The sequence below is a fragment of the Streptomyces sp. DSM 42067 genome (assembly GCF_055792885.1).
Map to the genome: position 1 here is coordinate 3,512,662 of NZ_CM147706.1, position 12,876 is coordinate 3,525,537.

The window sequence follows — 12,876 nt, forward strand, 5'->3', positions numbered from 1 at the left end:
GTCCCCAAGGCTTGGAGGGTGTTCACCACCACCCCGTCATTCGATTCCGCGACCCGGCAGGCCGAAGCCGCCGCCGGGGCTGCGGGTGTCCGGATCGAGACCATCGAGGCCCCCGAGCGGCTGCTGGCCGTGTCCGGCCTGTTCGCCGAGGTATGGGGCACCGATCCCGGACACGAGCCGTTCGCCGGTGACGTGTTGCGCTCCCTGGCCCATGCGGGCGGCGCGGTGCACGCCGCCTTCGGGCCGACCGGCCTGCTCGGCGCCAGTGCCGCCGTGTTCGGCCCTCCGCGGAGAGCAGACCTCTACAGCCTGATCGCCGGCGCCACCCGCCTCAGCCAGGGCGTGGGATACGCACTCAAGCTGGCCCAGCGCGCCTGGGCGCTGGAGCAGGGCGCGCGGACGATCACCTGGACGTTCGACCCGCTGGTCCGCCGCAACGCCTGGTTCAACCTGGTCAAGCTGGGTGCGGTGGCCGGCGAGTACACCGTGGACTTCTACGGCCCGATGGACGACGGCTTCAACGCGGGAGACGAGACCGACCGGCTGACCGCCGTCTGGCGGCTGGACACCGTCGGCAGCGCCGAGGCGCCCACCCGGCCGGAGCCCGATCCTCTGCCCGGCCCGGACGGGCAGCCGTTCACCGCCCGCGACGGCCGCTCCCTGTGGTGCCGGGTCCCCGAGGACATCACGGCGATCCGCCTGCAGCGGCCCGAACTGGCCCTGGCCTGGCGCACGGCGGTACGCGACGTGCTCGCGGACGCGCTGGCCGACGGCTTCACCGCCACATCGATGACCCGCGACGGCTGGTACCACCTGACCCGCTCCGACCGCGAGGACACCCCGTGAAGATCGACCGCATCGAACTGATCCACGTCCGTCTGCCGCTGGTCGGCGCGTTCCGTACCTCCTTCGGCACCGACACAGTCCGGGACACCTTCCTGCTGCGCGTCGTCACCGACACCGGCGAGGGCTGGGCGGAGTTCGCGGGCGACCCGGATCCGCTGTACTGCCCGGAGTTCGCGGCCAGTGCCGAACTGGCGCTGCGCGACCACCTCATCCCGCGGGTGATGGCGCTGCGCGAGGTCACCGCCGCGCAGGTCGGGCCGGCCGTCGAGGAGATCAAGGGCCATCCGCTGGCCAAGGCCGTGCTGGAGACCGCGATCCTCGACGCCGAACTGCGCTCGTACGGCATGTCGTTCGGCACGTACCTCGGTGCTGTGAAGGACCGAGTGCCCGCGGGCGTATCCGTCGGGATCATGGACACGATTCCCGAGCTGCTGCGCGCCGTCGAGGGCTATCTCGCCGAGGGCTATCTGCGGATCAAGCTGAAGATCGAGCCGCGCTGGGACGTGGAGGCCGTCCGCGCGGTACGCGCCGAGTTCGGCGACGACCTGCTGCTCCAGGTGGACGCGAACACCGCCTACTCGCTCAGCGACGCCGAACATCTGCGCCGCCTGGACGAGTTCGGCCTCGTACTGATCGAACAGCCGCTGGCCGAGGACGACTTGATGGGCCACGCCGAACTGGCCAAGGTCGTCCGCACCCCCATCTGCCTGGACGAGTCGATCACCTCGGCCCGGGGCGCCGCCGCCGCGCTCGCGCTCGGCGCCTGCCGCGTGATCAACATCAAGCCCGCGCGGGTCGGCGGCTATCTGGAAGCCCGCCGCATCCACGATCTCGCCGACGCCCACGGCGTGCCGGTCTGGTGCGGCGGAATGCTGGAGACCGGCGTCGGCCGCTCGGCCAACCTCGCGCTCGCCGCGCTCCCCGGCTTCGTCCTGCCCGGCGACACCTCGGCCTCTTCGCGCTACTACGCGGAGGATCTCACCGCCCCGTTCGTCCTGGACGACGGCCATCTGACCGTCCCCGACGGACCCGGAACCGGCGCCACCGTGCTGCCGGACGCCCTGCGCCGCGTCACCGTCGCCCGGCGCGATCTGCTCACAACCTGAAAGCCGCCTGTCCCCACGGCCTGAAGGCCGCCCCGCACCACAGCGCCTGAAAGCCGCCCGCACCACGGCCTGAACGCCCCATGCCCCATGGCCTGAAGGCTCCCAGCTCCACGGTCTGTACGCCCCCAGCTCCACGGTCTGTACGCCCCCAGCCCCACGGCCGTACGCCCCCAGCCCCATCCCCGAGAAACGGCCTGCGCCGCGGCAACGTCGCCCGGCGCGTCCCTCCTCACGCCCTCAGACACGCCCCGAACGCCTGAAAAGAAGAGAAGAGGACATGACTTCCCAGCCCGGAAAGCTCCTCATCACGACCCTGACGGCCGCGGTCGTCGCCGCATCGGCCACCGCCTGCGGCGGCTCCGCCGACTCCGGTGAACCCACCGCCAAGACCACCGCGAACTCCTCCGCCCCGCTCTATGACGAACTGCCGCAGCAGCAGCGCAAGGCCGGCAAGATCGTGGTCGGCTCGGACATCAGTTACGCGCCGATGGAGTACTACGACACCGACGGGACCACCGTCCTCGGCTTCGACAAGGAGCTCACCGACGCCCTGAGCAAGCAGCTCGGCGTCCCCTTCGAGTTCAAGAACGCCTCCTTCGACGGTCTGATCACCTCGCTGAAGTCCCAGCGGATCGACGTGGTGATATCCGGGATGTCGGACACCAAGGAGCGCCAGGCCAGCGTCGACTTCGTCGACTACTACACCGCCGGTGCGATGCTCCTGGTCAAGAAGGGCAACCCCGAGAACCTGAAGACGCTGGCCGACCTGTGCGGCAAGACCATCGCGGTGCAGCGCGCCACCACCCAGGAGGGATACGCCGAGGAGCAGAGCAAGGCCTGCAAGAAGGACGGCGAGAAGGAGATCGAGATCCTCTCCTTCGACCGCGAGACCGAGGCGCTGCTCCAGGTCAAGCAGGGACGCGCGGTGGCCGGTCTCGAGGACTACCCGGTCGCCAGCTACAACGCCCGTACGTCCGGCGACGGCGCGGACTTCGAGGTGGCCGGCGACCAGATCGAGGCCGGGCCGCTCGGTATCGCGGTCGCCAAGCAGGACACCGAGCTGCGCGATGTCATCCAGAAGGCGCTCGACGCGATCATCGACGACGGCACGTACAAGAAGCTGATCGGCAAGTGGGAGATCCCCGCGGGCGCGGTCACCGAGGCGAAGATCAACTCAGGCACATGAGCGAGCCGATCAGGGCGGTCCCGGTCCGCCACTACGGACGGTTGGTGTTCCTGGTCGCGCTGGTCGCCTTCCTCGCGCTGGCGGTGTGGGCGTTCGCGGGCGCGGACATCGACTACTCGGTCACCCTCCACTTCCTCACCGCCGACACCGTGCTGAGCGGCCTGGGCAACACCATCGTCATCAGTGTGCTCGCCCAGGCCCTCGGCATCGCGCTGGGCGTGGTCTTCGCGATCCTCGGGCGGTCCCGGCACGCCGAGGTACGCGCGTTCTCGGCCGGCTACGTCTGGCTGTTCCGCGGCACGCCCGTCATCGTCCAGCTGCTGCTCTGGTACAACCTCTCGCTGGTCATCGACACCGTGACGCTCCCGGGCCTGGGCAGCTGGCAGACCAACCAGCTGATCACTCCGTTCGTCGCGGCCCTGCTCGGCCTCGGCATCAACGAGGGCGCCTACATGGCCGAGATCGTCCGGGCCGGCATCGACTCGGTCGACAAGGGCCAGACCGAGGCGGCGCAGGCCCTCGGCATGTCCCGGGGGCTCACCCTGCGCCGGGTCGTACTGCCGCAGGCCATGCGCGTCATCGTGCCGCCGACCGGCAACGAGTTCGTCGGCATGCTCAAGACCAGCTCACTGGCGTACGCGATCCAGTACGGCGAACTGCTCCAGTCCGCCGTGAAGATCTACTCCAACAACCTGATGATCGTCGAGCTGCTGCTCACGGTCTCCATCTGGTACGTGGTGCTGACCACCGTCGCCACGGTGCTCCAGCGCTACCTGGAGCGGCGCTACTCCAAGGGGGTCCAGCGATGACACCGGTCGTCCGCGCGCGAGGTGCTCTGAGGCCTCCGAGTCGCGGGGACAAGATGCTCTGACGCGTCCGAGTCGGCGTGGACGCCGCAGCACGAGCGCCTTAATCTCTGACTCAGTCAACTGTTCTCCGTCCGGGCCGTGCCGTCCGGGACGACGGCGGACCGGCCATCGGTGCCTCCCAGGGCAGGTGTCCCATGACCGTGCACGAGATCCGCTCGTTCAACCGCTTCTACACGAACCTCATCGGCGCGCTGGACTACGGCCGCCACCTGTACGCGCCGTACACCCTGACCGAGTCGCGCGTGCTGTACGAACTCGCGCACTCGCCGCGTACCGACGCCGCCGATCTGCGAGCCGAGCTCTCCCTCGACGCCGGGTACCTGAGCCGGATCCTCGCGAAGTTCGAGAAGGAGGGGCTGATCGAGCGGGCGCCGTCGGAGCGGGACACGCGACGGCGGCAGGTCACGCTGACCGTGCCCGGGCGCGAGACCGCCGCGCTGCTCGACGAGCGTTCGAGCCAGGCCGTGGCCTCCCTGCTTGCGACCGTGCCGGCCGCCGAGCGGCCGACACTCGCCGAAGCGATGCGTACGGTCCGCGAGTTGCTGTCCGGCGGCCGCCCGCCCGGGTCCGAGGACGTCGTGCTGCGCGAGCCCGGCCCAGGCGATCTGGGCTGGATGGTGCAGCGCAACGCCGCTCTGTACGCCGCCGAGTACGGCTGGAACACCGACTACGAGGGCCTGGTGGCCCGTATCGTCGCCGACTTCGCCGAGGACCACGACCCGCATCTGGAGCGGGTGTGGATCGCCGAGCTCGACGGGCGCCCGGTGGGCTGTGTGATGTGCGTACGCGATGCGGCGCCCGCCACGGCGCGGCTGCGGCTGCTGCTCGTCGAACCGGACGTGCGCGGCCTCGGCATCGGCGACCGGCTGGTGCGCGCGTGCGTCGACTTCGCGCGGCGCGTGGGCTACCGGGACCTGGTGCTGTGGACGAACGACGTCCTGGCCTCGGCTCGCAGGATCTACGAGCGGCACGGCTTCGTCCTTGTCGCGGAGAAGCCGCACCGTTCGTTCGGGGCCGATCTGGTCGGACAGGACTGGCGGCTGGATCTGCACGAGGACGCCGGGTGACGGGTAGGGTCCGCACCGGGCCCGCCCTTCCCGGCTCACGGACTCCGGCCGGGCATGCCCGTCGACGCGCACGCCCGGCCCGCCCCAGCGAGGTGAAACAGCGGTGAAACTGGCCTTCTCCACCCTCGGCGTGCCGGGGCTCCCCATCGCCGACGTGGTGCGGCTCGCCGCCGAGCACGGCTATCACGGCGTCGAACTGCGCGCCCACGAGGAGGAGCCGGTCCACCCGGGCATCGGCCTCACCGAGCGGGCCGACGTCGCCGCCGAGTTCAAGTCGGCCGGCATCCAGATTCTGGGAATCGCGGGGTACGCGCGCGTGGCGGCCCCCGGCGCGGACGAGCCGGTGCTCGCGGAGATCCGCGGGCTGCTGGAACTCGCCCGGGACCTCGGCGCGCCCTTCATCCGCGTCTTCCCCGGCGGCGGCACCAAGCAGAGCGCCGAGGAGGCGGACGCGACGGCCGCCCGCCGCCTGGGCACCGCCGTGGAGTACGCCGGCGACCTGGGCGTACGCATCCTCCTGGAGACCCACGACTCGCACCGCACGGGCGCCGCCGCCACCCGCGTCCTCGGCCAGGTGGGCCACCGCCGCCTGGGCGCCCTGTGGGACGTGATGCACACCTGGCTCGGCGGTGAGCAGCCCTCCGAGACGTACGCCGCGCTGTCGCCGTATCTCGGCTACGTCCAGGTCAAGGACATCGCGTCCGCCGAGGACAAGACACCGCTGGCGCTCGGTGCGGGCGTTCTGCCGCTCACCGAGTGCGTGGAGGTCCTCATGCGGAACGGCTGGGACGGCTGGCTGTGCTGGGAGTACGAGAAGCGCTGGTACGAGGCGGCTGCGCCGCTGCCCGGCCTGCTGAGGCCGGGCCGGGAACACCTGGCACGGTTGCTCAACGAGTCGGCCTGACCCTCGGCGGGCATGTCACCTGGCCGCCGGAATGTGACAGTTGACCGGCGACTGTCACATTCCGGCGAGCAGGTGCGGTGCCCCTACGCTGTGAGCACACGCACCCACAGCGTCTTACCGACTCCGCGGTCCCGGACCTCCCACGCGTCGGACAGCGCCGCCACGAGAGGGAGACCACGGCCCGACTCCGAGTCGAGGGCGGGCGGCGACCCGGGCAGCACGGGCAGGACCGGGCGGCGGCGCGAGGCGTCAGAGACCTCGATCTCCACCGACTTCTCCCCGTCGTAGGCGAGGACCACCTCGAAGAGCCGGCCCGGCACGCGGCCGTGGCGCACCGCGTTCGCGGACAGCTCCGAGACGATCAGCGCGATCATGTCGGATGCGTCGGCGGGTACGGACCACTGCGCCAGCGCGGCCCGCACGTCGCGGCGGGCTGCGGGCACGGACCTCGGCACCGGCGCGAATCGCTGCCGCCAGGCGCGCGAGGCGGGGCTCGCTCCATCACTTTCCGTGTTCATAAGAACACTGTCGGCCCACGTCGCTACCGTCACCAGTGACCGAGCGTCGACGCCCGATGCGGGCAATTCACCTTGCGTGGGCGTTGATTGGCGTTGAGCCGTGTTGAGGGGGTGGCTGTGCATGGGGCAGGCCAAGAAGAACTCGTCCTCACCCGCCGCGCAGTACTTCGCGGAAGTGCTGCGCATGCTGCGCACGAAGGCGGGGCTGTCGCAGAACGAGCTGGGTGAGCGCATGAACTACACGGGTGCGGCGGTGAGCGCCGTGGAGACCTGCGCCAAGCCCGCGACGGACGAGTTCATCGAGGCGGCGGAGAAGGCGCTGGATGCCGGGGGGTTGGTCGCGGCGGCGGCCAAGTACCTGCGGTTGGAGCGGTATCCGGAGTACTTCCAAGGGTTCGTGCAGTTGGAGCAGGAGGCATTGAGTGTGTCGTCGTACTGCAGCCAGCTGATCGAAGGGTTACTGCAGGCCGAGTCGTACGCCCGCGCGCTGCTGAGCTGCGACTTCCCGCCCCTTGATGAAGCAGAAATCGAGCAACTGACACTTGCGCGAATGGAGCGCAAGGCACTGATCGAGCGGAAACCGGTCTGCGTCATCAATGTCATCCTCGAAGAGGCCGCACTGCGGCGACGGATCGGTGGGGTTGAGGTGATGCGCAGTCAGTACGAGTACCTCATTGAGTGCTCGCAACGGCCCAACCTGGTCGTCCAAGTTATGGCAGCAGACCGAGGTGCACATGCCGGGCTACGCGGCCCAATGAAGCTCGTCGAGACGCCCGAGCAAACCACGCTCGTGTACACGGAAGCCCTCGGCAAGAGCCTGCTGGTCTCCAAACCCGCAGAGGTAGGTGTACTCGCCCGCCGCTATGCAATGATCAGAAGCCAGGCCCTCCGGCCGGAGGAATCCGTAGAACTGATCGAGCAGTTGGCGGGTGAGCTATGAGCGATCTGGTCTGGTTCAAGAGCAGCTACAGCGACTCTGGCGGCGGCGACTGTGTCGAAGCGGCCTTCGACTGGTTCAAGAGCAGCTACAGCGACTCGGGCGGCGGCGAATGCGTAGAGGTGGCCACCACCACCGCCGTCCACATCCGTGACTCCAAGGCCCCGGATCGGCCCTACCTCGCCGTCTCCCCCGAAGCCTGGGCTGCCTTCCTCACGCACCCTGCCACCCGTTCCTCCAGCCGCACCCGGCACTGAGGCCACTCCGCCGCTGTGATCGAGTAGATCGCGGAGTCACGCAGCCGACCTTCCTCACCCGGCGCCCAGGAGCGGGACCAGTTCCTCAGTACGCCCTCGAAGCGCGCGCCCACGCGGCCAGGAAGAGCGCGGGCGGTGATGGACTTGGAACCGGGGATGTCGACTACGGGCATGCCCTCATGATCGGCCGACGGTGGCCTCGCGCGCCGGGATATCCACGGGATGGACGACCGCCCGTCGCCCGGGCGTAACCGACGTCAGCGCCACCCCTCCCACCAGCAGCGCCGCAGCGCACCACCGCAACGGGCTCACCGGCTCGCCCAGGAACAGCGCCGCCGACGACATCCCGAAGACGGGGACGAGAAGCGAGAAGGGCGCGACCGTGGACGCGGGGTGGCGGTGCAGCAGCCAGCCCCAGGCGCCGAAGCCGAAGACCGTGGTGATCCAGGCGACGTAGACGATGACGCCCGCGCCCTGCCAGTCGAGGGAGCGCAGCGCGGCGAGGTCCGCGGACGGGCCCTCGGTGAGCAGGGACAGCAGGAGCAGCGGCAGGACCGGGACGGTGCTGACCCAGACCATGAAGTTGAGCGGGTCCGGCGGGGACGCCTTGCGGGTCAGGACATTGGAGACGCCCCAGCAGGCGGCGGCCGCGATGACCAGCGCGAAGGCGAGGAGCGGCCCGGACGTGCCCTCGTCCACCGCGGCGACCGCGACACCGCCGAGGGCCACCGCCATGCCCACCACACGGACCCGGCCTGGCCGCTCCCCCAGCGCCACCATGGCGAACAGCGCCGTGAACACGGCCTGGATCTGGAGGACGAGCGACGACAGGCCGGCCGGCATGCCCGCGTCCATACCGACGAAGAGCAGCCCGAACTTCGCCACGCCCAGGACGAGTCCGACGGCCACGATCCACTTCCAGGCGACCTTGGGCCGCCCCACGAAGAAGACCGCGGGCAGCGCCGCCACCAGGAAGCGCAGGGCCGAGAACAGCAGCGGCGGGAAGTGGTCGAGGCCGACCTCGATGACGGTGAAGTTCACGCCCCAGACGGCGGCGACAAGGACGGCGAGGCAGATGTGTACGGGGCGCATGCAGTGAGCATCGTCGGCCACGACCGTGAAGCACCAGCGCAAGTCTCTTCATGGTTGGATGAAGCATCGCTTACGTGAGTGAAGCATCACTCAGGCGCATGCCGACCTAAGCCGACGCGAGGGGGCTCCATGCTCGATCTCCAGCGGCTGCGCGCCCTGCACGCCGTCTCCGTCCACGGCACCGTCGGCGCGGCCGCGGCCGCCCTCGGCTACACCCCGTCCGCCGTGTCGCAGCAGCTGGCGAAGCTGGAGCGGGAGACCCGGACGGTACTGCTCGAACGACATGGCCGCGGGGTCCGGCTCACCGATGAGGCACGCCAACTCGCCCAGGTTGCACAGGAGTTGCTGGCGATCGTCGAGCGGGCCGAGACCGAGCTCGAGGAGCGGCGCGGACTGCCCGCCGGACGGCTGACCGTGGCCGCGTTCGCCTCGGCCGCACGCGGTCTCCTCCCCGGCGTACTGGCCGACCTGGCCGTACGCCATCCGGCGCTGGACGCCCGGCTGACCGAGGTCGACCCGCATCTCTCCGTCGACCTGGTGGCCAAGGGCGCCGTCGACGTGGCCGTCGCACACGACTGGGACATCGCACCCCTGCCGGCCCCACCGGGGGTCGAACAGGCCTTCATCGGCGAGGACCTGTGCGATCTCCTCGTACCCGCAGGGCATCCGGTCGCGGGGCGGAATTCCGTACGCCGTGAGGACCTGAAGCGGGAGCGGTGGGTCTGCCAGCCACCGGGGCGGGTCTGTCACGACTGGCTGGTGCGCACGCTGCGCGCGGCCGGCTGCGAGCCGGACATCGCGCACCAGGCGGACGAGAATCCGACGCTGGTCGCGCTCGTCGCGGCCGGGCTGGGCATTGCCTTGCTGCCCCGGCTGGGGCGTGGTCCGCTGCCCGACGGTGTCGTCGAGGTACGGCTCGACCCCATGCCCGTACGGCGGTTGTACGCGCTGTGGCGGACCGGGGCCGTCCGGCGGCCCGCGATCGCTGAGACGGTCCGCGCCCTGCAGGCCCACTGGCCGAAAGTCTCTGCACACGCGCCCCTGTGAGCGCCGGCGCACCAACTTCGCGGAATCTCCGTGATACGGGGAACCTGTGCCCACGCGAGCGCGTCCAAACGGCATGCTGACGGATGAGTCTCCGCAGGGCGGTGTCGGCCTCGCTGCTGGCTGCGATCGCTGACCACCCTCTCCACCGCCTGCGGCCGGCAGCACGCCGTCACCGGCGCGCCCCCCTCCAACTGCGCCGGTGACGGCCCCTCATCTCGGGCACTCCCCGCCTCGTCGGCGCATTCGCACAAGTGCAGTTGTACACCTGTGCAGTGCTGCCCGGGAGATCGCGCGCACTCTTGACTGTAAGAAATTGTCAGGATATCCGTGGCGTCTCGGAAGTTTCCTTCATCGCCTTCTTCACCACGCCCCTCCATGGATCCCCGGGATCTCCTCCGGAAGGAGCGCACGTGCAGTACAGACACTCCGGAACCTCCAGACGCACTCTCCTCGCCGCCACCGCGGGCGCGGCTGCCGCCGTTGCCGCGGGCGCCGGCACAGCGCACGCCGACGCAAACGCCGACGCAAACGCCGGAAGCGGCCAGGACGAGAGGCTCAAGGCCCTCATATCCCGAATGAGCCTCGAGGAGAAGGTCGGCCAGCTCTTCGTGATGCGGGTGTACGGCCACTCCGCTACCGAACCCGACCAGGCCGACATCGACGCCAACCTCAAGGAGATCGGGGTCAGGACGGCCGCCGAGCTCGTCGCCGAGTACCGCGTGGGCGGCATCATCTACTTCGCCTGGGCCCACAACACCCGTGATCCGCACCAGATCGCGGATCTGTCCAACGGCATCCAGCAGGCGGGGCTCTCACTCCCGGGCGGCCTGCCCCTGCTCATCTCCACCGACCAGGAGCACGGCATAGTCGCGCGCGTGGGCAAGCCCGCGACGCTGCTCCCGGGCGCGATGGCGCTCGGCGCGGGGGGATCGCGGTCCGACGCACGCCGGGCCGCACAGATCGCCGGCGCCGAACTGCGGGCGATGGGCATCCGGCAGAACTACGCGCCGGTCGCCGACGTGAACGTCAACCCGGCCAACCCGGTCATCGGCGTACGCTCCTTCGGCGCCGACCCGGAAGCCGTGGCCGGACTGGTCGCCGCGCAGGTCAAGGGCTACCAGACCTCCGACATCGCCGCGACGTCCAAGCACTTCCCGGGGCACGGCGACACCGCGACCGACAGCCACTACGGCTTCCCGGTCATCGAGCACACCACGGAGCAGTGGGGGCAGCTGGACGCACCGCCGTTCCGGGCGGCGATAGCGGCCGGCATCGACTCGATCATGACCGCGCACATCATGGTCCCGGCGCTCGACCCGTCCGGCGACCCGGCCACGCTCTCCCGCCCCATCCTCACGGGCATCCTGCGCGAACAGCTCGGCTACGACGGTGTCGTGGTGACGGACTCGCTCGGCATGGCGGGCGTACGCCAGAAGTACGGCGACGACCGCGTCCCCGTCCTCGCCCTCAAGGCGGGCGTCGACCAGCTGCTGAACCCGCCCAGCCTCGACATCGCCTGGAACGCGGTCCTGAACGCCGTCAAGAGCGGGGAGCTGACGGAGGCACGGCTCGACGAGTCGATCCTTCGCATCCTCCGGCTCAAGGCGAAGCTGGGTCTCTTCAAGGATCCGTACGTCTCCCATGAGGGCGTCGACCGGACCGTGGGCACCGAGGCGCATCTCGCGGCCGCGGACCAGATCGCCGAGGAGACGACGACGCTGCTCGTCAACGAGCAGGGCCTGCTGCCACTGTCGCGCCTCACGCACAAGAACGTGCTGGTCGTGGGCGCGGATCCGGCCTCTCCTTCCGGCACGACCGGCCCGCCCACGGCCGTGTTGGCGGGCGCGCTCACCGAGCTGGGGTTCTCCGCCACCGCACTCTCCACCGGTACGGCACCCTCGCAGGCGAAGATCGACGAGGCGGTGGCGGCGGCCGGGGGCAAGGACGCGGTGGTCGTCGGCACGTACAACGTCTCGGCCGCCAGCTCGCAGCGCACCCTCGTCGACGCGCTGGTCGCGACAGGCGTGCCGGTCGTCGCGGTGGCGATCCGCAATCCGTACGACGTGGCGCGGCTGCCCGGCGTCGGCGCGTACCTCGCCTCGTACTCCTGGACGGACGTGGAACTGCGCGCCGCGGTACGGGTGATCGCGGGCCACGCACGGCCTGAGGGCAGGCTGCCGGTCCCCGTGCAGCGGGCGGACGACCCGGCGCAGGTGCTGTATCCGATCGGCTACGGGTTGACGTACTAGCTGCGCAGTCCGGCGTACGCGACGTACGCCGGACACCCGGCGCGCCACCCCCAAGAGACGCAAATCCCCTGTACATCTGGCGTGTGCCCGTTCCGGCAGGTCACGCTTGGTGGATCTATGGGGGGTTGGGCATGCACAACGCGCGGACCGCGGGGGTGGTGTGCGCGTCGCTGCTGATCGCCGCAGCGGCGCTCACGGGATGTCAGAAGTCCCCGTCTTCGGGGACGGGTTCGGAGGACGGCAGGCTCGGCGGACAACCGTCGCCGACCCGGCCGTCGGGATACGGCGCGGTGTTCCTCGCCCTCGACGAGTGCAGCTCGCGGGGGCGTGAGACGTTCACCGAGGTGTCCTGCACCAGCGAGAAGGCGGCGGCGCGGGTCGTCGCGCGCTACGACGGCAGTGTGTCGGAGGGGCCGTCCTGCCCCGAGCGCACGGACTTCGTGCTGCACATCAGCGAGAACAGTCCGGCACTGGACGAGGACGGCGACGGGAGCGTGCCGCAGGGGTACGCCTGCATGCGCAACCTCGAGGCGCCGCATCCCGGGGATCCCGGGGGCGGGGGCGGGCCGCGGACGATCGTGGGCGACTGCGTGTACTCGGCGGGGCGCGGGGAGGTACGGGAGACGTCGTGCGACGGCAAGGGCGAGGAGGCACCCGAATACCGGGTGACGAAGGCGGTCACATCCCGCCCCAAGTGCCCACCGTCGACGTCCCTCTACGTCGACCTGGGCGGGCCCAAGCCGGTGGGCTGCGCGAAGCGCGTCTGACGCACCGCTGCGCTGTGGGCAGTCGTTCCTC

The 12,876-nt window shown here is 70.3% G+C and carries 13 protein-coding genes and 1 pseudogene; 11 read left to right on the forward strand and 3 right to left on the reverse strand.

Annotation, left to right across the window (positions count from 1 at the left end; all coding sequences use genetic code 11):
• The first annotated feature begins 18 nt into the window (after nt 1–18).
• From ACSMXV_RS16240 to ACSMXV_RS16265, 6 genes are all read left to right on the forward strand, one after another.
• Entirely contained in the window at nt 19–846 is an 828-nt protein-coding gene (locus tag ACSMXV_RS16240) for a chorismate synthase (RefSeq protein ID WP_473178312.1), read from the forward strand.
• Nucleotides 843–1,952, forward strand: a complete 1,110-nt coding sequence (menC, locus tag ACSMXV_RS16245) for an o-succinylbenzoate synthase (RefSeq protein ID WP_473178313.1) — start codon at nt 843–845, stop codon at nt 1,950–1,952. Before ACSMXV_RS16240 ends, menC begins: the two co-directional genes overlap by 4 nt.
• A gap of 277 nt (nt 1,953–2,229) precedes the next feature.
• Entirely contained in the window at nt 2,230–3,138 is a 909-nt protein-coding gene (locus tag ACSMXV_RS16250; RefSeq protein ID WP_473178314.1) for an ABC transporter substrate-binding protein, read from the forward strand.
• Entirely contained in the window at nt 3,135–3,947 is an 813-nt protein-coding gene (locus ACSMXV_RS16255; protein WP_473178315.1) for an amino acid ABC transporter permease, read from the forward strand. The genes ACSMXV_RS16250 and ACSMXV_RS16255 overlap by 4 nt, the downstream gene beginning before the upstream one ends.
• Nucleotides 3,948–4,141: 194 nt before the next feature.
• Nucleotides 4,142–5,074, forward strand: coding sequence for a bifunctional helix-turn-helix transcriptional regulator/GNAT family N-acetyltransferase (locus ACSMXV_RS16260; protein ID WP_473178316.1), 933 nt, complete (start codon nt 4,142–4,144; stop codon nt 5,072–5,074).
• A gap of 103 nt (nt 5,075–5,177) precedes the next feature.
• Nucleotides 5,178–5,978 (forward strand): sugar phosphate isomerase/epimerase family protein, encoded by an 801-nt coding sequence (locus ACSMXV_RS16265; protein ID WP_473178317.1) that lies wholly within the window; start codon nt 5,178–5,180, stop codon nt 5,976–5,978.
• Between the two features lie 83 nt (nt 5,979–6,061).
• On the opposite strand, the gene ACSMXV_RS16270 is transcribed toward ACSMXV_RS16265, so the two are convergent.
• Nucleotides 6,062–6,496 carry an ATP-binding protein gene (locus ACSMXV_RS16270; protein WP_473178318.1) on the reverse strand — a complete coding sequence of 145 codons (435 nt, stop codon included), beginning with the start codon at nt 6,494–6,496 and terminating at the stop codon, nt 6,062–6,064.
• Between the two features lie 121 nt (nt 6,497–6,617).
• Between ACSMXV_RS16270 and ACSMXV_RS16275 the strand changes: the two genes are divergently transcribed.
• Entirely contained in the window at nt 6,618–7,436 is an 819-nt protein-coding gene (locus ACSMXV_RS16275; protein WP_473178319.1) for a helix-turn-helix domain-containing protein, read from the forward strand.
• Entirely contained in the window at nt 7,433–7,690 is a 258-nt protein-coding gene (locus tag ACSMXV_RS16280; RefSeq protein ID WP_473178320.1) for a DUF397 domain-containing protein, read from the forward strand. Before ACSMXV_RS16275 ends, ACSMXV_RS16280 begins: the two co-directional genes overlap by 4 nt.
• Here ACSMXV_RS16280 and ACSMXV_RS16285 read toward each other — a convergent pair.
• Both ACSMXV_RS16285 and ACSMXV_RS16290 read right to left on the reverse strand, forming a co-directional pair.
• Nucleotides 7,609–7,824: pseudogene (locus ACSMXV_RS16285) on the reverse strand (GNAT family N-acetyltransferase); the annotation flags it as partial. The gene ACSMXV_RS16280 and the pseudogene ACSMXV_RS16285 overlap by 82 nt on opposite strands.
• Before the next feature lie 43 nt (nt 7,825–7,867).
• Nucleotides 7,868–8,782 carry an EamA family transporter gene (locus ACSMXV_RS16290; RefSeq protein WP_473178321.1) on the reverse strand — a complete coding sequence of 305 codons (915 nt, stop codon included), beginning with the start codon at nt 8,780–8,782 and terminating at the stop codon, nt 7,868–7,870.
• Between the two features lie 129 nt (nt 8,783–8,911).
• On the opposite strand from ACSMXV_RS16290, the gene ACSMXV_RS16295 reads away from it, so the two are divergent.
• The 3 genes from ACSMXV_RS16295 to ACSMXV_RS16305 all read left to right on the forward strand — a co-directional run bounded on the left by ACSMXV_RS16295 (nt 8,912) and on the right by ACSMXV_RS16305 (nt 12,845).
• A complete protein-coding gene (locus ACSMXV_RS16295) occupies nt 8,912–9,829 on the forward strand; it encodes a LysR family transcriptional regulator (protein WP_473178322.1) in 918 nt (305 codons plus the stop codon).
• 410 nt (nt 9,830–10,239) lie between these two features.
• Nucleotides 10,240–12,078 (forward strand): glycoside hydrolase family 3 protein, encoded by a 1,839-nt coding sequence (locus ACSMXV_RS16300; protein ID WP_473178323.1) that lies wholly within the window; start codon nt 10,240–10,242, stop codon nt 12,076–12,078.
• A gap of 131 nt (nt 12,079–12,209) precedes the next feature.
• Nucleotides 12,210–12,845, forward strand: a complete 636-nt coding sequence (locus tag ACSMXV_RS16305; protein WP_473178324.1) for a hypothetical protein — start codon at nt 12,210–12,212, stop codon at nt 12,843–12,845.
• Nucleotides 12,846–12,876 lie beyond the last annotated feature (31 nt).